Origin of the sequence: Nocardia sp. NPDC004068, assembly GCF_042874315.1 — a bacterium.
Taxonomy (GTDB): domain Bacteria; phylum Actinomycetota; class Actinomycetes; order Mycobacteriales; family Mycobacteriaceae; genus Nocardia.
In genome coordinates this window covers 205,567-223,682 of the sequence record NZ_JBIAMW010000005.1, presented here as the reverse complement: position 1 = coordinate 223,682, position 18,116 = coordinate 205,567, and the positions used below count along the sequence as shown (strand labels likewise).

The window sequence follows — 18,116 nt, the reverse complement described above, 5'->3', positions numbered from 1 at the left end:
CGTCTGGATCGGGGCCAGAATCCCCATCGCCTGCAAGCTCATGATCATCTCGTGCAGCATCCGCGTCAGATCGTTCGCCATGACATCCTCCTCGCTCGCTCGTCCTGGCCGTACCCCGCGGACAAGACCACTACGCGGTTTCGACCGCGATCCAGCGGGCACGCCGAGCCCGTGCCTCGAGATGTCGGCGCCGAACTGCGGCGCGTCGCCCGCGAGACGTTCGGCTGGGACGAACTGCGCGACGATCAACTGACCGCGATGACCGCCGTGGCGCAGCGCCGCGACACGGTCGTGGTGATGCCCACGGGCGCGGGGAAATCCGCCGTGTACCAGGTGCCCGCGCTATTGCTGGACGGGCCGACGCTGGTGGTGTCGCCGCTGACGGCGTTGCAGCGCGACCAGGTCGGGCAGATCGCCGACAGCGACGCCCCGACCGCGGTGGCGGTGAACTCGACCCTGTCCCGTACCGCCGAGCGCGAGGCGTGGGACACCGTGCGCGACGGCACCGCCGAATACTTGTTCCTCGCCCCGGAACAACTCGCCAAACCCGAGGTCGTGGCCGAACTCGAGCGCATGCGACCGAGCCTGTTCGTGGTGGACGAGGCGCACTGCGTCTCGGCCTGGGGACACGATTTCCGACCCGACTACCTGCGCCTCGGTGACACCATCGAACGCCTCGGCCATCCTCCGGTGCTGGCGCTCACCGCGACCGCGGGCGGACCGGTCCGCGACGACATCGTCGACAATCTGCGCCTGCGCGACCCGGTGCAGGTGGTGTCGGGCTTCGACCGGCCCAACCTGTTCCTGGCCGTGCACCGCGCGATCGAGGAGGACGACAAGCGCGACGCCGTGCACGCCGCGGTCGACCGCTTCCCCGAACCCGGACTGGTCTACGCCGCCACCCGCGCAGACACCGAAACCCTTGCCGCGGAACTGGTTCGGCGCGGCGTCCGCGCGGCGGCCTATCACGCGGGGATGCGCGCGGCCGAACGCGACCGGGTGCACGACGACTTCCTCTCCGACCGGGTGGCCGTGGTCGTGGCGACGTCGGCGTTCGGCATGGGCATCGATAAACCCGATGTGCGCTTCGTCGTGCACGCCTCGGTCCCGGATTCGCTGGACTCCTACTATCAGCAGATCGGCCGCGCCGGACGCGACGGCCAGCGCGCCGACGCGCTGCTGTGCTACCGCCCCGAGGATCTCGGCGTGCAGACCTTCCTCACCGCCCGCCGCCTCGACGCCGACACCGTCGCCGAGGTCGCCGCCGCCCTGCGTGACCACGACGGCAGCACCACCGAGGAGCTGGAAACCGAACTGGGACACTCCCATCGGCGCGTCACCACCGCCCTGAACCTCCTCGAGCAGACCCGCCTGGCCCACGCCGACCGGCACGGCCGCTTCCACTACCGCGGCGACGACCCGGCCCACGCGGCCGACCTCGTGCGCGAAACGGCCGAGCGCCGTGACCGACTCGACCGCACCCGCCTGCACGTGCTGCGCGAGTACGCCGAAACTCGTTCCTGCCGAAGGCAATTGCTGCTCGGCTACTTCGGCGAGACCCTGCCCGGCCCGTGCGGCTTCTGCGACACCTGCGCCGCGGGCACCGCCCGGGACCACGAACCGGCCGACGACACCTACGCCCCCGGCACGGCCGTCCGGCACGAGGAGTGGGGCCCCGGCGAGGTCGTACACGTCGAGAACGACCGTGTCACAGTGCTTTTCGAGTCGGCGGGCTATCGCACGCTGTCGCTGCCGACGGTGCGCCGCGAGGGCCTGCTGGCCCCGGAGGGGTGATCACCCCCGGCCGTGCCGCGACTCGTACGCCTCCCGTTCCGCGGCCGCGCGGCGACGGTCGCGGATGTCGGCGAGTTCGGGGTCGAGCCCGTGCTGGAGCAGGCGGTGACGACGGTAGACGTACATCAGCGCGACGGTGAAGAAGATCAGCGGAATGTACAGCAGCGCCATCATCGACAGCCCGATCCACGCCGGGCCGGGGACCAGCAGGAACAGGCACAGCACAGGAACGACCGGGATCAGGAAGCGCAGCAGGTAGCGCCGCGCGGCGCCGGGGCCGGTCAGGTCCTCGAGCACCCACTCGCGCAGGTTCGGTGGCAGCGTCCCGCCGAGGGCGTAGCGGACGCGCTGCATCGGATTCGGTCGGTCCATCAGTTCTCCCTGCCGGTGGCCGCCCGCCGGGCCGCCTCGTTGACGCGGGTCAGCACCTCGCGCAGTTCCTCCAGATCGGCCAGGCTCACCCCGAGCCGTTCCACCACCGCGGGCGGGATGCGTTCGGCCCGCGCGCGCAGCGCCCGGCCGTCCGCGGTGAGGTCGATCAGCAATGTCCGTTCGTCGTGTTCGTGCCGCCGCCGGGTGATCAGCCCCGCCGCCTCGAGCCGTTTGAGCAGGGGCGAGAGCGTGGGCGAATCCAGTTGGATCGCTTCGGCGATGGCCTTCACCGACATCGGCGCCTCGCCCCACAGCGCGAGCATCACCAGATACTGCGGATGGGTCAGCCCCAGCGGTTCCAGCAGCGGCCGGTACACGGCGAGCACGGATCGATTGGCGACCGCGAGCGCGAAACACACCTGTCGGTCCAGCCGCAAGGGGTCCTCGATCTGCATACCGAGAGCTTAACGCGGCAACAGTTAGTGCGCGAACGATTTGGGCGTTAGTTGTCTCACGAACCGCCGGACGGGGACCTCACCCGAGGATGGGCAGATCCGCCTCGTCGGCGAGCCGGGTCAGCGTGCCCTGCATGAGCTCGGTGACGCGGTCGTACGCCTCGTCGAAATCCGGGTCGGGCCCGAGTTCGGCGCGCAGGTCGATGGGGTCGAGGAATTCGATGGTGACCTTGGCGGGCAGCGGGAGGTGGCCCGCGAGATCGCTGATGTTCAGGCCCCACGGGGCGGCCAGGGAGATCGGGAAGACCTTGAGGCGCAGCATCCGGTCCAGGCGCAGTAGGCGGGCGATCCATTCGCCGCGGGTGAGGATCAGATGATTCTGGTGCGCACCGTAATTCACCATCGGCACGATCGGCACCTTCTCCTCCCAGGCCAGGCGCAGAAATCCGGTGCGGCCCGCGAAGTCGATGCGGTCGCCCTCCCAGGCCGGCCGGTGCACCTCCCAGTCCCCGCCGGGATACACCAGCACGACCGCGCCGGAACGCAGTGCGGCACGGGCGTTCTCGGGGTCGGCGGCCATCGTGCCCCACTTGCCGAGGATCGAACCGAGCACGGGGACGAGCATCACCAGATTGTGGGCGAGCTGATAGAACGGCCGCTCGGGCCCGAAGTGCCGGGCGAACGCGACGGTGGTCACCAGCACCTCCGGGGAGGTGTTGCCGCCGGAGTGGTTGCCCACGATCAGCACCGGCCCCTCCGCCGGAATGCGGTGCAGCCCACGGATTTCCGGCCGGAAGTACAGGCGCAGCAGCTGCCAGTTGGGTTCGGTCATGCGGGCGATGTAGGCGGGGTCGCGGTTGCGCATATCCGCCTCGGGCACCCGGCGTCGTACCTGGTCGCCGACCCATTCGACGACCGTTTCGAGCGGTGCGGAGGAAATCGGTAGCAGTCTCATCAGGCGGCCCTCGGTGTCTCGGCGAAAATCTGCCGGGAGTGATACCCGTCACCCGGCCGCCTACACCTCAGGCGTCGAACGGCTCCACCGCGCACGACTCCACGCGGCAGGTCCGCACGCTGATCCCGTTGCGCCGCAACCGATCCGAGCGCAGGCCCGCCGGATACCCCGACCCGCGATACCGCCTCCCGCGCCGCCGCCACCGGCGGAAAACGTTCTTCACCGCAATTCACCTCGAGAACTGAACGACCTGCACCGGAACCGCCCGCGCCCCGAACGGCTCCGGTACCGATACGTCGTCGGGGAACGGCGCTGGTGTTACAGGGTGGCCGCGGCTCTCACCGGGAACGACGGCGCGGCGGTTCGGTTCGGGCGCACGGCCTTCCCGGCGATCACGACCGCGTGTGGGCGACGGCCCCACGCTCAGCGCAGGTGGGCGTCGAGGAAGGCGAGAGCGTCCGGGAGGGACGCGAGGAACGCGCCGCTGTGGTCGGCGCCCGGGTAGCTCTCGACGGTGACGCCGATGCCCCGGTTGGCGGCGCGCAGGGCAGCGGCGTAGGCGTCGGTGCCGGTGGGCGGGACGTCGATGTCGGCGGTGCCGTAGCCGAGGAGGATGTCGGCGGGGAGATCGTGGTCGCGGTAGCCGGTGAGGGCGGCGATATCGGCGTCGAAGGTGGGGGTGGGGTGATCGGGGTCGGCGACCAGATCGGCGGGGCGGCGACCCGCGGCGCGGGCGACCAGATCCGAAAGGCATTGCGTGGCAGCGGCTTCCACGTAGTCGCGGCCGAAGTCCGACAGGTAGGGCGTGACGCGCTCGGGGGCCAGCTCGCGCAGCGCGGCCAGGAAGTAGGCGGCATAGCCGACCTGATTCTGCGCGCCGGTGGAACCGCGGCGGAACATGGCGCGCAGGCTGTGCGGCGGGTCGGTGCGCAGCCCGGTCGCGACCACCGCGCGCAGACCCCTCGCCGCGCCGCCGCCGCTGTCGGCGTACCGCCCGGCCGCGCTCATCGCCGCGTGCGCCCCCTCGGACTGGCCCACGATCGCCCACGACCCCGAGAGCGGTACGGGCACGGTGCGGAGCGCCGCCACCGCGTCGAGGATCGACGCCCCCTCGACCGCACTGTTGTAGTAGCTGAACTGCCCCTCGGTCCCCAGCCCCTGATAGTCCGGCGCCAGCACCGCGTACCCCCTGTCGAGCACCCGATTCAGATAGGCGCTGTTCCGCTCGCTCTGCGGCCGCCGCGACGGCGCACACCCGTCCCCGATCCCCACGGTCCCGTGCGCCCACACCACCACCGGCCACCCACCCACCGGCGGCACCCCGTGCGGCAGATACAACGCCCCCGACCCCCGCGCCGCCCGCCCCCACTGATCCGTTGTCCCATACCCGATTTCGATCCCCGCCGCAGCCGCCGCAAACCCCCACCGCGGATCCAACACCCCCACCCCACTCAACCGAGCCTCCCCCGGCCCCTCCCCCACCGCCGCAGGCACGGCACCCCCCACCCACAAACCCACCGCGACCACCACGGCCGCCATCCGACGACGCGACACAACGGGCATGGGGCTCAACGTACCGTCCCGCTCCGGCCGACGTGGGGAGGCACGGCAGAGAACACGGTCACGCAGATGGAGACGGGTGGCCCGGGGGCGCGGCACGGGACACGGTCACGCCGCTCGAGGGATAGCCCCGCGGCGCGACACGGCGACAGTCACGCCCCTTGTGGGTTGGCCCGGCGCACGACACGGAGACAGTCACACAGCTGGCGGCCGGTGGCTCCGGGCGCGACATGGACCACCATCACGCCGCTAGGGGTGGCCTCGGGGCGCGACACGGGAGACGGTCACGCCCTCGAGGAGGTGGCCCCAGGGCGCGACGCGGGAGACGGTCATGCAGCTGGCGGGCGGTGGCTTCGGGCGCGGCACGGGCCACCGTCACGCCGATCGATCGGCGGTCGCGTAGCCGTCGGTGCCCGCTACGCGAAGGCCGTGGGGTCCAGACCGGCGGCCTCCAGGGTCGGGGCGATCAATTCCGTTGCGGCCCAATGGGCTACGCGTGGGGGGTAGGGGCTCGGTAGGTTCAGGACGATGTGGGTGAAACCGGCGTCGACCAGTGCCGCCAGATTCGCGCGAATGCGGGCGGGGTCGTCGTAGGAGATGATCGTCTGTACCGAGCGGGTGATCTCGCGCGGGTCGCGGCCGCGGGCGGCGCAGTGGGCGTCGAGGGACTCGTTGTGGCGGCGGAGGGTGTCGACCGAGGTGAGTGGCGGGCCGATGACGTTCCAGATGTCGGCGTGTTCGGCGACTATCGCCAGGGTGGCGCGGCCGGAGCCGGCGATGAGCAGGGGTGGGTGCGGGTGTTGGACGGGTTTGGGGTTGCAGCGGGCGCCGCGCAGGCGGTGGTGGACGCCGTCGAAGTCGAAGACGTCCTCGGTCCACAGCCGCCGGATGATCTCGCAGGATTCGGTGAAGTCGGCGACCGCTTCGGCCCACGGCCGCAACGGGATTCCGTACGCCTCGTACTCGGGCACGACCATCTCCCCGTAGCGCGGATCGCTGCCCGGCAGCCCGCCGATGCCGATGCCGACATCGAGGCGGCCGCCCGAGATCACGTCGACCGTGGCGGCGATCTTGGCCAGGACCGCGGGGCGACGAATCCGATTGTTGGTCACCAGCAGTCCCAACCGCAGCCGCCGCGTCTGCGCCGCCAACGCGGCCAGCAGCGTCCACCCCTCGTGCACCGGATCGTCCAGACCCGCGTCCGGACCGACCCGCGGCAGCAGATGATCATAGAGCCACGCGTGCTCGATCTCGGGAATCTCGTCCGCCTCCCGCCACACCCGCACGATCTCGTCATAACCCACCCCCGCCGGAGTGGTCTTGATCCCGAAGCTCGGCCGCACCGATTTCTCGCCCATGCCCCGACGGTAGGATCTGGAGCGCCCTCCAGGTCAAGACGTGTCGGTACCTCCCTCTAAGGTCCCCCCATGGACCGCGCCACCACGGCCGTCGCCGACCTCGTTCGCGCCATTCCGCCGCTGGACGACCTCGAACGCGACCACCTCGCCCGCACCCGCGCCTGGCTCGCCGAGACCGACGACATCTTCCGCCGCGTCCCCCCGGCCACCCCCAGCCCGCACCTGGTCTCCTACATCGCCCTCGTCGACCCCGAGAGCCGCGCCATCTACCTTGGCGCACACCGCAAATCGGGCCTGCGTCTTCCGATGGGCGGCCACGTCGAACCCGGTGAGCATCCGCGCGCGACCGCGCTGCGCGAGGCGGAGGAGGAGCTCGGCATCGCCGCCGAATTCACGGTCCTCGGCGACGCCCCAGTCTTCCTCAGCGTGAGCACCACCGTCGGCTCCGACCCGCACGTCGACGTCTCCCTCTGGTACGTCGTCCGCGGCGACCGCACCCGCGAATACCCCCTCGCCCCAGCCGAATTCGACGGCGGCGACTGGTGGGACATCGATACCCGCGACCTCCCGCCGACCGACCCCCACCTGCCCCGCTTCCTCACCAAACTCGCCGCGGCCCTCACCCCGGATCGCAGCTCCGCACACAACACCGAATGAACTCCCCCACAACCGGATTCGTCTCGGTCGACCCCGGCCACGCCACCGCGACCCGGCTCGGCCCGATGCCGCGCACCGGCCGGTAGACGATCCCGGGGCGCGGGTAGTAGCGGGCGGACGACTCGGGGGTGAAGCTGATGCCGAACCCGTTGGCGATGGCCGTCAGCCATTCATCGGTATTGCGGGCGACCGCGCCGACCACGGCCGTATGCGACGGGCGTTCGTCGGCGCCGATCCAGAAGTCGCGCCACCGGCCGTTGTCGGGCGGGGCCGCGACGAAGGGCTCACCCCACAGCTCGTCGAATTCGATGTCGTCCCGCCCGGCGAGCCGATGGGATTCGGGCAGCGCGACCCAGCGCGGCTCGGTGAACAGCTCCCGAATCCGATAGTCCTCCTGCCCGGGAAACGGCAACCGCACCAGGGCGACATCGACCGCACCCGCGTCGAGCCCCGCACTCGGATCGGTCCAGCCGAACTGGCGCATATCCACCCGCCACCCCGGCTCCGCCGCGCCGAAGGCGGCCACGATGCGCGGGGTGAATTCGTTTGCGGCACTGGCCACGAACCCCACCCGCAGCACGCACGCGGCCCGGCTCGCACTGCCCTTGGTCGCCCGCAACGCGCGATCCCAGCCCGCCAAGAGCGCGGGCGCCTGCTCGGCCAGCACCGCCCCCGGCTCGGTGAGCGTCATGCCGTCGCGCGAGCGCACGAACAGCTCCACCTCGAGCAGCCGTTCCAGCTGCCGGATCTGCTTGGTCAGCGCGGGCTGGGACAGGTAGAGCCGCCGCGCGGCCCGGGTCAGATGACCCTCCCGCGCGACCGCCACGAACGATCGCAGCAGCCGCGTATCGATATCCATTCCCCGAGGTTATGAACGCCGGTATTGGACCGCACCGCCGACCCACCGCCAGGCTGGCCCCGTGCGCAACGACACCCTCCCCACCCCTCGCCTCGCCGTCGCCTACCACTCCGGCTACGGACACACCGCCGTCCTCGCCGAGGCCGTCGCCGCGGGCGCCCGCGACGGCGACGCCACCGCCGAACTCGTAACCGTCGACGGGATCACGCCCGACGGCTGGGCCGCGCTCGACGCCGCCGACGCCATCGTCTTCGGCAGCCCGACCTATATGGGCGACGTCTCGGCCGCCTTCAAGACCTTCGCCGAGGCCACCTCGTCGCGCTGTGTGCGGGGCGCCTGGCGGGACAAGGTGGCCGCCGGATTCACCAACTCCGGCGGCATGAGCGGCGACAAGCTGCACGCGCTGATGTCACTGGCCGTGCTGGCCGCCCAGCACCACATGCATTGGGTGAACCTGGGTTTGGTCGCGGGCTGGAACAGCAGCACCGCCAGCCGCGACGACCTCAACCGGCTCGGCTTCTTCCTCGGCGCGGGCGCGCAGACCGACACCGATCTCCCGCCCGCGGGCGTCGTCGGCTCCGATCGCGCGACCTGCCGTCACCTCGGCCACCGGGTGGCCGGGGTGACGGCACGGCTGATCAGTTGTACACCGCTCCGAACGACGGCACGCTGATCGTCCCCAATTGGTATTGGTAGCCATCGGGATTGGCGTCGCTGACCGGAACCGGCCACCGATGCCACAGCGACCCGTACACCGCCGCCACGATCATGCCCGCGCCCGGATCGAGCGCACGGGTGCGGATGGTCGTGTCGACCGGGACGTCGTTGTGCTCGACGAGATCCTCGGTTCCGCTGCGGCCGTTGGACAGATTGATCCACACCACCTGAAGGCGCGCGCCCGCCTGGTTCGGCGCGATGGTGCCCGGACCGCCGAAGAAGCCGAACCGGAAACCGTCGTAGCCCAAGGCGATTCCCGAGCCGTACACCCCGGGCCCGTCGCCGCGGCCGATATCGGACTGGGCCGGGATCTGGAACGGCTGCGCGGGCAACGCGGCCGGGGCCGCGGCGGGCACCGCGCCCGCCGTCACCAGCCGATCGATGGCCTGGAGCGCGGCCGGGTCGCCCGCGGCCGCCGCGCGCAGCCGCTGCACGGCCTGCTGCCAATCCACCTGCACCGCACCGGGCGCCGGGGCCTCGGCGCTCACCTGCGCGGCGCCGCCGACGGTCAACGCCGCGACGGCCATCAGCCCCGCGACCGCGCGAGCCGGACGCACACTCGAATGACGCATGACGAACTCCTCCCGTTGACACACTGCTGAACCGACTACCCCACCGAGGGACGAAAATGCCGACCGCCCCGGTCATGTCCCCAGACCATAGCCGCACCCACCGACAAACTGTGGGACCGCACCAACGCCAAGCCGCATTGACCGATTTCTGCCGCCCGGAACGATTGCGAGGCGGCCGGGCAGGGTAACCGACGAGCAAGCTGGGCCGTCAATGGGAAAGGGGTGGTCGATGTGACCCGGGCCGCCGCGTACGCCGCGGATCTGCTCGTTCGGCAGCATCGACGGATCGAGGGACTGCTCGGCGAGGTGAAGTCGGGCGGTGCGCGCGAGACCTCGTTCGCCGAGCTGGTCCGCCTGATGGCCGCGCACGAGAGCGTGGAGGAATCGCTCGTGCACCCGGCCGTCGACCGGTGCGGCGCCGCGGGCGCGGGCACCCGGGTGCACGAGGAGCGGGAGCTGCTCGCCACCTTGTCCGAACTCTACGAGCTGGGCGTCGACCACGTCGAATTCCCCGGTCGCTTCGGCGAATTCGCCGATCGGGTGGCGATGCACATGGCCACCGAGGAGGTTCGGGAGCTGCCGATCTTCCGGCACGCGGCCTCCACGCTCGACGCCCGCCGGATCGCCGCCGCCATCGAACTCGTCGAGACGTTCGTGCCGCAGCGCGAGCCCGTGGAGGGCGAAACCGCGGTCGTCGCACCGCCGTTGCCGCTGTTCACCCGCCTGTGCGATGCGGTGGACGCCGGATTGGGCCGGGGCTGAGCACATTTCGGGCAAACCGATAACGGTTTGATAAAGAGGCGGACGGGTACCCCACGGGTATGACAGTCCCCGACCTCCGGATCCCGAAAGTTCGGCCGGTGGACCGGGGCACGATGATTCTCGCCGCAGGACTGTGCGTGATCTTCGGCCTCGGGCTGCTCGCCCTGACCCGATCGATGCCGCTCACGCTGGGCTGTGTCGCGCTGCTGGCCACCGGTGTGCTGGTCACCTCGCGGGCACTACCCAGCTGAATACTCCGGCCGCACACCGGCCTTCGCGTAGGCGGCCACCACCTCGGCCTGGATGCGGCCGCGATCGGACACGTGATAGCCATTGCGACGCGCCCAGGCGCGGATGGCGGCGGTCTGCTCGCGGACCGCGACCGGTGCGGCCGGGCGGGCGGCGCGGCCCGTCCTGCGGCCGTGTCCGGTCCACGCCTCGAACTCCGCGCGCAACCGGCCCGCGTTGAGCACCGACAGATCGATCTCGTACTCGACGCCGTCGAGGGCGAACGACACCGTCTCCTCGGCCGTGGACTCACCGTCGAAATCGTCGACGAGTTCCACAACGACCTTGCGCGCCATGCGGTTTCCCTTCCGAGTCGTGGGCCGAGGCCGAAACGTGCGGTAACCGTAGCATCACCGTTCGGGTTCGGGCGTGCCGGTGCGGTAGCGCTCGGGCGGCGGTTGCGTCGATACTGATCGCGTTGTGTTCCGGCTATTCCGAGGTGGAGTGCCATGCGTGATCGGGTCACTCCCGTCGATTTCCTGTCCGCGGACACCTGGGGCGTCTCGGGGCCGGACTTCCTTCGGTTGTATCTGCTGGTCGCGGTCGTGGCCCTGCTCACCGGCGTCGTGCTGCGGACCCGGTTGACGCGCGCGCACCGCGGGCCGGTCGACATCGCGCTGAATCCGGTGGAGACCGCGATGCTGTTCGACGATCGGCGGGCGGTGCTGGCCGGGCTCGCCGAACTGCGCGGCGGGCAGATGATCGACTCGGCGGGCAACCCCTACCGGCCGCCGAATCCGTCCGCGGACCCGTTCGTGCGGTCGCTCTACGATCGGCTCGCCGCGGGCGGGCGGCGCGATGTGGGCAGCCTGCTGGCGGCGTCGACCGTGCCGCTGGCGCAGTTGCGGGCGCGGCTGGTCGATCGGGGACTGCTGGCGGGTCCCGCGTTGCGGCGCGATCTGATGGTGGCCGGGCTGCCGGGCGCGGTGATCTTCGGGCTGGGCGTGATTCGGGTGATCGCCGGGCTGGCCGGTCGGCATTCGGTGGGGTTCCTGGTGGTCCTCGTGATCATCGTCGCGATCTGCAACGGTCTCATCATCCGCCCGGTGCGCCTCACGCCGTTCGGCAAGGCCGCTCTGGCCGAAACCACCAGGCGCAACACGCATTTGCGGCCGTCCAACGCCCCCGCCTTCGCCACCTACGGCCCGACGAGCGCCGCCATGGCCGCCGCCCTGTTCGGCGCGGCCGCCATCTGGTCCCTGGACCCCGCCCTCGCGGCCGCCACCGGCACCCTCGCCCCCAGCGCGGGCGGCGGAGGTTCCTCGGGTGACAGCTGTTCCAGCGGCAGCGACAGCAGCAGTTGCGGCAGTAGCAGCAGCTGCGGAAGCAGTTGCGGCGGCGGGGGTTGCGGGGGCGGCGGTTGCGGTGGGTGACAGCGGCGTGCCGCCCGTCCCGCCCGGATTCGGCCGTGGGCGCGCGTCTTTCGCAGAGCGCGGCCGCCGAACGTCCCGGGAACCGGCGGTAGTCCGGTGAACGGCCCGTTGCCGCCGCACGCACTCGGCATCGGCTGGCGGCGCGAGATCTGCGGCGTCATAGCGGAACTGACCGGGCTCGGATTCTGTGAGGTGATCGTGGAGTCCCTGCCGCCGCGACGCCGGTGGGGCCGGACGACCGTCACCCCGCCCGCGGAGTTGACCGCCTTGGCCGCGCGCGGCACAGCCGTTGTGCCGCACGGTGTTTCGCTGTCGCTGGGCGGGGCGGAGGAGGTGGACCCGCGGCGGGTCGAACACCTGGCGGCCGCGGCGCGGGCACTGGGCTCGCCGCTGGTGAGCGAGCACATCGCGTTCGTGCGCGCGGGCGGCTTGGAGGCCGGTCACCTGTTACCGGTGCCGCGCACCCGCGAGGCCCTGGATGCGTTGGCGCGCAACATCTCTCGCACGACCGCCGACCTCGATGTCCCCCTCGCCGTGGAGAACATCGCGGCCCTGTTCGACTGGCCCACGGCCGAATACACCGAGGCCGAGTTCCTCCAGGAGCTGGTCGAACGAACCGGCGTCCACCTGCTCATCGATATCGCCAACGTCTACGCCAACGCCCGCAACCGCGGCCTGGACCCGCTCGCCGAACTGTGCCGCCTGCCCGCCGAACGCATCGCCTACTGCCACGTCGCGGGCGGGCACGAATCCGGCGGCCGCTACCACGACACGCACGCCGACCCCGTCCCGGCCGAAGTCCTCGCGCTGGTCACCGAATTCACCGCCCGCCACCCCGTTCCCCTCATGCTCGAGCGCGACGACAACTACCCACCCGCCCCCGAACTCCGCGCCGAACTCGACGCCCTCGCCGCGGCCGCGAACCGCCCCTCCCTCACCACGGCCGCGCCATGACCGAGCCCACGTCCGTCCCGCGCGAAACGCGACCTCGCCGCGCGGCCGGAAACACGGATGGCCCCGGGACCGAACCCCTCGCCGACCAGCAGGCGGCCCTCGTCCGCGCCCTGGTCGCGGGCGGCCCGATCCCCGCGGGCTTCGACGCCGACGCCGTGACCGCGACCGCCCACGCCCTGCTGCACAAGCGGGCCCGCGAGATCGCGCACCGCTACCCGCTGCTCGCGCACGCGTGCGGACCCGCGTTCACCGCCGAGTTCCTCGCCTGGGCCCGTACCCGCCCCAAGACCACCACCGCCGCCGACGCGGCCGCCTTCGCCGAGCATCGGGGCCTGCCCGCGCCGAAACCGCCACGCCGCAGGCTCTTTCGCCGCTGAGCGCGATCACCGATCCGCGCGGAACAACAACACCCCGCTCGGCGTGAGCCCCCCGCTGCTGGCCACCGCGACGCGCGCGTCCGGAATCTGCCGGGCCTCGGCCTGCCCGCGCAGTTGCAGGACGGCCTCGCGGATCAGGCCCATGCCGTGGGTGCGGCCGTGGGAGAGCTGACCGCCGTGGGTGTTGAGCGGGAGCACGCCGTCGCGGGCGATGTTCTTGCCCTGGGCGAGAAAGTCTTTCGCCTCGCCGATGCCGCAGAAGCCGAGCGCCTCGATCCAGGACATGCAGTTGAAGGTGAACCCGTCGTAGAGTTCGGCCACGTCGACGTCCTCGGGCCGCAGGTCGGTGCGGGTCCACAGGTGGGCGGCCTGGCCGAGGACCTGGGGCTCGTGGGTGAGGGTGCTCTGATCCCATTCGACGCGTTCGAGGATCTGGGTGCCGACCGCCTCGACCAGAACCGGCGGCTGCGCCAGATCGCGGGCGGTCTCGCGCGCGGACACGATCACCGCGATCGAACCGTCGCAGGGCACGTCGCAGTCGTAGAGCCCGAACGGCGTGGTGATGGGCCGCGCGCTCAGATAGTCGTCCATCGTGAGCGGATCGCGGTAGATGGCCGTCGGATCGAGCGCGGCGTTGGCGCGCTGATTGAGCGCGATCCACCCGAGCGTCTCGCGGTCGGTGCCGTAGCGATGGAAGTGCCGCTGCGCGTTCTGCGCGAGCGTGTGCGCGGCCGAGGTCGCCCCGAACGGGGCCAGCCAGCCGTCGGTGCGCGGCCCCGGCGACGAGAGACGGCCCGTGCGAATCAGTTCCGCGTAGGTGGCCTCCCACAGCGTCCGGAAACACAGCACGTGCCGGGCCAGCCCGCCCGCGACCGCGAGCATGGCCGCGATCACCGAACCCCCGGGCCCGAAGGTGTCGCCGCCGCCGTTGTACCAGGTCGGCCGGATACCCAGCGCCGCCTCCAGCGCGCCGACCCCGCCCTCCCCGAACGGCCCGACCGCGCCCGCCCCGGGATAGGTCGACAACCCGTCGATGTCCTCGAGCCGCAGCCCGGCGTCGGCCACCGCCGCCTCACACGCCCGCACGGTCAGCGCGAGCGGATTCACCATCAGCCGACGACCCAACGGCGACATGCCGACCCCGGTGATCGCCACCTTGTCCTCGAACTTCTCCGACGACACCATGGGCCGCACGAACCGGCGCATCTCCCCCGGGTCGATCTCGTCCACCGGCAACGATGCGGGCGGCCCGGATTCGGCGGCGGGCCGGAACAACGGCAACCACACCGCGTCGCCGACCCGCTCGAACTCGACCGCCATCCGCGTCCCGAGCGCGAGCGCCTCCGGCTCGCAACCGATCGCGTTGGTCGTCAACCGAACCCGCGGATCGTCCTCGAGCGCGACCTGCGCCACCACGTACGGCGCGGGCAGTCCGGGCAGCGCGAACCGGTGGTTGACGGTGAAGCCGATGAGCGTGGCGTATCCGGAGACCGCGCGCACACCGAGGTTCCGGCCGCGGCAGTACCGGCACACCGGCTGCGGCGGATGGATCAGCGCCGAACAGGTCAGGCACTCCTGAATCCGCAAGCGCCCGTCCGCGCCCGAGGTCCAGAAGAACTCGTTCTCCGGGGTGACCGTCGGCGCCGGGCGTCCGTTCGTGGTGGCCACGTGTTCTCCTCAGGGTTATAGTTCGTCATACTGTATTCAGTTCGGTGTATCGAACGCGCATCGAATAGGTCAGCGCGCCAATCCGTTTCGAAGGAGCGACATGGACTCCGACCACCCCGCCCCGGGACCGCTGTCCGGAGTCACCGTGGTGACCCTCGAACAGGCCGTGTCCGCGCCCATGTGCACCCGCACCCTCGCCGATTTCGGCGCCCGGGTGATCAAGATCGAGAATCCGCCGGTGGGCGATTTCGCCCGCGCCTACGACGATGTCGTCCACGGTCTCGGCGCGCATTTCGTCTGGGTCAACCGCGGCAAGGAGTCGGTCACCCTCGACCTCAAACATCCCGACGGCCCGGCGGTTTTGGACCGGCTGCTGGCGACCGCCGACGCGTTCGTGTCCAATCTCGCCCCGGGCGCGGCCGCCGCGCTCGGTCTCGGCGCGGCCGAATTGTCCACGCGCCATCCGCATCTGGTGGTGCTGGAGATCGACGGGTACGGCCCCGGCGGCCCCCTGTCGCACAAGCGCGCCTACGATCTGTTGATCCAGGCCGAATCCGGCGTGTGCGCGGTGACCGGACATCCGGACGCGCCCGCCAAACCCGGCCCGCCCGTGGCCGATGTCTGCTCGGGCCTCTACGCCGCCCTCACGATCATGGCCATGCTGTTCGCGAGGCGCGGCGGCGCGTCCGTCCCGGGCCCGGCCGCGGTGAGCCTGTTCGACACCGCCGCCGAACTCATGGGCTACGCCCTCACCTACTCCCGCTACACCGGCGTCGACCAGACCCCGCTCGGCATGAGCTCCCCCGCGGTCGCCCCGTACGGGGCCTACCCGACCGCCGACGGCCACACCGTCGTGCTGGGCACGACCAACGACCGGGAGTGGCGACGCCTCGCCCGCGACCTGCTCGGCCGCCCGGACCTGGCCGACGACGACCGCTACGCGAGCAACGCCGATCGGGTCCACCACCGCGCCGACCTGGACACCGCCATCGCGAAATGGACCAGCCAGCACACACTTTCGGAGATCCAGTCCGCCGCCGACGCCGCCGGAATCGGCAACAGCCGCTACAACACCCCCACCGACGTGATCGCTCATCCGCACCTCACCGCCCGCGACCGCTGGCGCTCGATCGACTCCCCCGTCGGCCCGGTGACCGCCCTGCTGCCCCCGCCCGTGATCGCGGGCTGGACGCCGCCCATGGGCGCGATTCCCGCCCTGGGCGAGCACACCGAAACCGTCCTCGCCGCAGCCGGATTCGACACCGAGGAGATCGCGGACCTGCGCCGCCGCGGTGTGTTCGGCGCGCTCGGATCGTGATCGTCCTACCCCGGTGAGGTTCCGATGGCCGAATGGTTCGTCTTCCTGCCCCAGATCCGAATGTCGCTGGCCGACATCGTGATCCGTGCCCGCGCGGCCGAGGACGCGGGCTTCGACGGCATCGCCTTCATCGACCATCTCCTCGCGCCGGGCGCGGAACACCAGCCGCTGTGGGAGGCGATGACGGCGGCGACCTGGGTGGCCGCGCGCACCGACCGGCTGCGCGTGGGGCATCTCGTGCTCTGCGACGCGTTCCGGCACCCCGCGCTGCTCGCCAAGCAGGCCGCCACCCTCCAGGAGGCGTCCGGCGGCCGCTTCGAACTCGGCCTCGGCTCCGGCTCGATACCCGCCGAGCTGACCCGGTTCGGAATCACCGAGGACCGTGCGTCGCAACGGCATCGGCGGCTCGCGCGGACCCTCGACCTGCTGGCCGCCCATTGGGATCCCGACTCCGACCTCGCCCTGCCGCCCACGCCCGCCGTGCCGATCCCGCTGCTCGTCGGCGGCGTCGGTCCGCGCACCCTGGAGCTGGTCCGCCGCCACGCGAGCTGGTGGAATCTGCCCGCCCCGCACCTGCCCCGGCTGCCCGAACTGCTCGGCGAGATCGGTTCGGCGCGGGTGTCGGTGCAGCAGGCCATCGGATTCGCCGGCGCCGCAAGCGATCCCGAGCGAGTCGCCGAGCTGGCCCGGCGGCGCTTCGGGTATCTCGGCGACGGCCTGGTGTGCGGCGACGCCGCGCGGCTGCGGGCGCGTTTCGCCGCGCTGACCCGCCTCGGCGTGGAACGCTTCTACGTGTGGTTCACCGACTTCGCCGACCCCGCGACGCTCGCGGAATTCGGGGAGTCGGTGATCGCCCACGACGCCGCTACACCTTCAGCAGGCGAGCGAGATTGCCGCCCATGATCTTCGCCTGATCCTCGACCGGCATGTCCTTGATCTCGTGGATGTAGCGCGCCGGTTCGGCCAGGCCCTCCGGATGCGGCCAGTCCGAGCCGAACAGCACGTGGTCCACGCCGATCAGCTCCGCGGTCCCGGGCAGATCCTCCTCCCAGAACGGGCTCACGTAGAGGCTGCGCTTGACCGCCTCCACCGGATCCTTGAACCCGAAGCCCTCCGGAGCCTTCTTGTACACATCGCGCAACGTGTTCAACAGCGGCTCCAGCCACGAGCTGCCGTTCTCGATGACCGCGATCTTCAACTCCGGGAAGCGGAACAGCGCGCCGTGGCACACCCAAGAGGCGACCGCGTCGGTCACCGGCCGCCAGGCCGTGGTCATCTGGAAGGTGTTGGTCTTGAACGGAAGCATCTCCAGGCTCGACCCGTCCCATTCGGCGTCGAAGCGGGAGTAGCCGCTGTCGGAGGAGTGCATGGTGACCAGCACGTCGTGCTCGACGACCCGCTTCCAGAACGGATCGAACTCCGGCAACGCGAACGAGCGCATCCCCCGCAGCCCCGGCACGGGCGCGGGGCGGATCAGGATCGCGCGGGCGCCGTGCTCGACACACCAATCCAGTTCCTCGATGGCCCGCTCCACGATCGGCAGGCTCACCACCGGCACGGTGAAGATCCGGTCCGAATGCACGAAACCGCCGTCCTGACCCCAGGTTTCGAGCATCCAGCGGTTGAGCGAGTGGATCACCGCGTGGATGAGATCCGGGTGGTGGCGCATGCGCTCCTCGACCAGGCTGGCCAGGGTCGGGAACATGAGCGCGCGCCGCAACTGCAACTCGTCCATGACCTTCAGGCGCTCGATCGGATCACGGAACGCGGGGATCGCCTCGATCGGCTTGCCGAAGATCTCGCGGCGGCTCTTGCCCTCCGGATTGCCGTTCTTGAAGTACTCCTCCATCGCGCCGGGCGCGGCCACGTAGTCGAAGGTGGGATTGGGGATGTACTCGCTGATCTGGCCCAGCACCGCGATCTTCTTGCGGCCGTTGATCTCCACGTACTTGATGGCCCCGTCGTACTCCTTGGGCAGGTACTTGGTCAGGGCCTCCTCGGTCTCGTAGAGGTGGTTGTCGGCGTCGAACAGCTGATAGGGCAGATCTACCTTGGTCATTGAGAATCCTCCTTCACG

Annotated in this window: 21 protein-coding genes; 10 read left to right on the top strand and 11 right to left on the bottom strand. The window is 71.0% G+C overall.

Annotated elements, in window-relative coordinates:
* Nucleotides 1-171 precede the first annotated feature (171 nt).
* Complete coding sequence (locus tag ACFYTQ_RS14420) at nucleotides 172-1,794, top strand: RecQ family ATP-dependent DNA helicase (protein WP_387360625.1); 1,623 nt, start codon at nucleotides 172-174, stop codon at nucleotides 1,792-1,794.
* On the opposite strand, the gene ACFYTQ_RS14415 is transcribed toward ACFYTQ_RS14420, so the two are convergent.
* The 6 genes from ACFYTQ_RS14415 to ACFYTQ_RS14390 all read right to left on the bottom strand — a co-directional run bounded on the left by ACFYTQ_RS14415 (nucleotide 1,795) and on the right by ACFYTQ_RS14390 (nucleotide 6,494).
* Nucleotides 1,795-2,166: a DUF5313 family protein gene (locus ACFYTQ_RS14415; RefSeq protein WP_387360623.1), complete on the bottom strand. Its 372-nt coding sequence runs from the start codon at nucleotides 2,164-2,166 to the stop codon at nucleotides 1,795-1,797. It lies immediately after the preceding gene.
* Nucleotides 2,166-2,621, bottom strand: coding sequence for a MarR family winged helix-turn-helix transcriptional regulator (locus ACFYTQ_RS14410; protein ID WP_387360621.1), 456 nt, complete (start codon nucleotides 2,619-2,621; stop codon nucleotides 2,166-2,168). The genes ACFYTQ_RS14415 and ACFYTQ_RS14410 overlap by 1 nt, the downstream gene beginning before the upstream one ends.
* A gap of 79 nt (nucleotides 2,622-2,700) precedes the next feature.
* Nucleotides 2,701-3,576, bottom strand: a complete 876-nt coding sequence (locus ACFYTQ_RS14405) for a 1-acyl-sn-glycerol-3-phosphate acyltransferase (RefSeq protein ID WP_387360619.1) — start codon at nucleotides 3,574-3,576, stop codon at nucleotides 2,701-2,703.
* 67 nt (nucleotides 3,577-3,643) lie between these two features.
* On the bottom strand, nucleotides 3,644-3,799 hold the full coding sequence (locus ACFYTQ_RS14400; RefSeq protein ID WP_387360617.1) for a hypothetical protein: 156 nt from the start codon (nucleotides 3,797-3,799) through the stop codon (nucleotides 3,644-3,646).
* Nucleotides 3,800-3,999: 200 nt separating this feature from the next.
* Nucleotides 4,000-5,139, bottom strand: coding sequence for an alpha/beta hydrolase family protein (locus ACFYTQ_RS14395; protein ID WP_387360615.1), 1,140 nt, complete (start codon nucleotides 5,137-5,139; stop codon nucleotides 4,000-4,002).
* Between the two features lie 413 nt (nucleotides 5,140-5,552).
* Nucleotides 5,553-6,494, bottom strand: a complete 942-nt coding sequence (locus tag ACFYTQ_RS14390; RefSeq protein ID WP_387360614.1) for an LLM class flavin-dependent oxidoreductase — start codon at nucleotides 6,492-6,494, stop codon at nucleotides 5,553-5,555.
* Nucleotides 6,495-6,563: 69 nt separating this feature from the next.
* Between ACFYTQ_RS14390 and ACFYTQ_RS14385 the strand changes: the two genes are divergently transcribed.
* Nucleotides 6,564-7,151, top strand: a complete 588-nt coding sequence (locus ACFYTQ_RS14385) for an NUDIX domain-containing protein (RefSeq protein WP_387360612.1) — start codon at nucleotides 6,564-6,566, stop codon at nucleotides 7,149-7,151.
* Here the strand turns inward: ACFYTQ_RS14385 and ACFYTQ_RS14380 are convergent.
* Complete coding sequence (locus ACFYTQ_RS14380) at nucleotides 7,114-8,010, bottom strand: LysR family transcriptional regulator (protein WP_387360610.1); 897 nt, start codon at nucleotides 8,008-8,010, stop codon at nucleotides 7,114-7,116. The genes ACFYTQ_RS14385 and ACFYTQ_RS14380 overlap by 38 nt on opposite strands.
* Before the next feature lie 61 nt (nucleotides 8,011-8,071).
* Here ACFYTQ_RS14380 and ACFYTQ_RS14375 point away from each other — a divergent pair, with 61 nt between their 5' ends.
* A complete protein-coding gene (locus tag ACFYTQ_RS14375; RefSeq protein ID WP_387360608.1) occupies nucleotides 8,072-8,683 on the top strand; it encodes a flavodoxin family protein in 612 nt (203 codons plus the stop codon).
* Here ACFYTQ_RS14375 and ACFYTQ_RS14370 read toward each other — a convergent pair.
* Nucleotides 8,649-9,299 (bottom strand): hypothetical protein, encoded by a 651-nt coding sequence (locus ACFYTQ_RS14370; RefSeq protein ID WP_387360606.1) that lies wholly within the window; start codon nucleotides 9,297-9,299, stop codon nucleotides 8,649-8,651. The two genes, ACFYTQ_RS14375 and ACFYTQ_RS14370, sit on opposite strands and share 35 nt — an antisense overlap.
* Nucleotides 9,300-9,521: 222 nt before the next feature.
* Here ACFYTQ_RS14370 and ACFYTQ_RS14365 point away from each other — a divergent pair, with 222 nt between their 5' ends.
* On the top strand, nucleotides 9,522-10,061 hold the full coding sequence (locus tag ACFYTQ_RS14365) for a hemerythrin domain-containing protein (RefSeq protein ID WP_387360604.1): 540 nt from the start codon (nucleotides 9,522-9,524) through the stop codon (nucleotides 10,059-10,061).
* 59 nt (nucleotides 10,062-10,120) lie between these two features.
* Nucleotides 10,121-10,312, top strand: a complete 192-nt coding sequence (locus ACFYTQ_RS14360) for a hypothetical protein (RefSeq protein WP_387360603.1) — start codon at nucleotides 10,121-10,123, stop codon at nucleotides 10,310-10,312.
* Here ACFYTQ_RS14360 and ACFYTQ_RS14355 read toward each other — a convergent pair.
* Complete coding sequence (locus ACFYTQ_RS14355) at nucleotides 10,301-10,645, bottom strand: Lsr2 family protein (RefSeq protein WP_387360601.1); 345 nt, start codon at nucleotides 10,643-10,645, stop codon at nucleotides 10,301-10,303. The genes ACFYTQ_RS14360 and ACFYTQ_RS14355 overlap by 12 nt on opposite strands.
* A 153-nt stretch (nucleotides 10,646-10,798) precedes the next feature.
* Here ACFYTQ_RS14355 and ACFYTQ_RS14350 point away from each other — a divergent pair, with 153 nt between their 5' ends.
* The 3 genes from ACFYTQ_RS14350 to ACFYTQ_RS14340 all read left to right on the top strand — a co-directional run bounded on the left by ACFYTQ_RS14350 (nucleotide 10,799) and on the right by ACFYTQ_RS14340 (nucleotide 13,053).
* On the top strand, nucleotides 10,799-11,722 hold the full coding sequence (locus ACFYTQ_RS14350) for a TIGR04222 domain-containing membrane protein (RefSeq protein WP_387360599.1): 924 nt from the start codon (nucleotides 10,799-10,801) through the stop codon (nucleotides 11,720-11,722).
* Between the two features lie 96 nt (nucleotides 11,723-11,818).
* Nucleotides 11,819-12,676, top strand: coding sequence for a DUF692 domain-containing protein (locus ACFYTQ_RS14345; protein ID WP_387360598.1), 858 nt, complete (start codon nucleotides 11,819-11,821; stop codon nucleotides 12,674-12,676).
* Nucleotides 12,673-13,053, top strand: coding sequence for a hypothetical protein (locus ACFYTQ_RS14340; RefSeq protein WP_387360596.1), 381 nt, complete (start codon nucleotides 12,673-12,675; stop codon nucleotides 13,051-13,053). Before ACFYTQ_RS14345 ends, ACFYTQ_RS14340 begins: the two co-directional genes overlap by 4 nt.
* A 6-nt stretch (nucleotides 13,054-13,059) precedes the next feature.
* Here ACFYTQ_RS14340 and ACFYTQ_RS14335 read toward each other — a convergent pair whose 3' ends face one another.
* Nucleotides 13,060-14,721, bottom strand: coding sequence for an OB-fold domain-containing protein (locus tag ACFYTQ_RS14335; RefSeq protein WP_387360594.1), 1,662 nt, complete (start codon nucleotides 14,719-14,721; stop codon nucleotides 13,060-13,062).
* Nucleotides 14,722-14,821: 100 nt separating this feature from the next.
* Here ACFYTQ_RS14335 and ACFYTQ_RS14330 point away from each other — a divergent pair, with 100 nt between their 5' ends.
* Both ACFYTQ_RS14330 and ACFYTQ_RS14325 read left to right on the top strand, forming a co-directional pair.
* Nucleotides 14,822-16,039 carry a CaiB/BaiF CoA transferase family protein gene (locus ACFYTQ_RS14330; RefSeq protein WP_387360592.1) on the top strand — a complete coding sequence of 406 codons (1,218 nt, stop codon included), beginning with the start codon at nucleotides 14,822-14,824 and terminating at the stop codon, nucleotides 16,037-16,039.
* 24 nt (nucleotides 16,040-16,063) lie between these two features.
* Complete coding sequence (locus tag ACFYTQ_RS14325; RefSeq protein WP_387360590.1) at nucleotides 16,064-16,942, top strand: LLM class flavin-dependent oxidoreductase; 879 nt, start codon at nucleotides 16,064-16,066, stop codon at nucleotides 16,940-16,942.
* Here ACFYTQ_RS14325 and ACFYTQ_RS14320 read toward each other — a convergent pair.
* Nucleotides 16,905-18,098 carry an amidohydrolase family protein gene (locus tag ACFYTQ_RS14320; RefSeq protein ID WP_387360588.1) on the bottom strand — a complete coding sequence of 398 codons (1,194 nt, stop codon included), beginning with the start codon at nucleotides 18,096-18,098 and terminating at the stop codon, nucleotides 16,905-16,907. The genes ACFYTQ_RS14325 and ACFYTQ_RS14320 overlap by 38 nt on opposite strands.
* Nucleotides 18,099-18,116 lie beyond the last annotated feature (18 nt).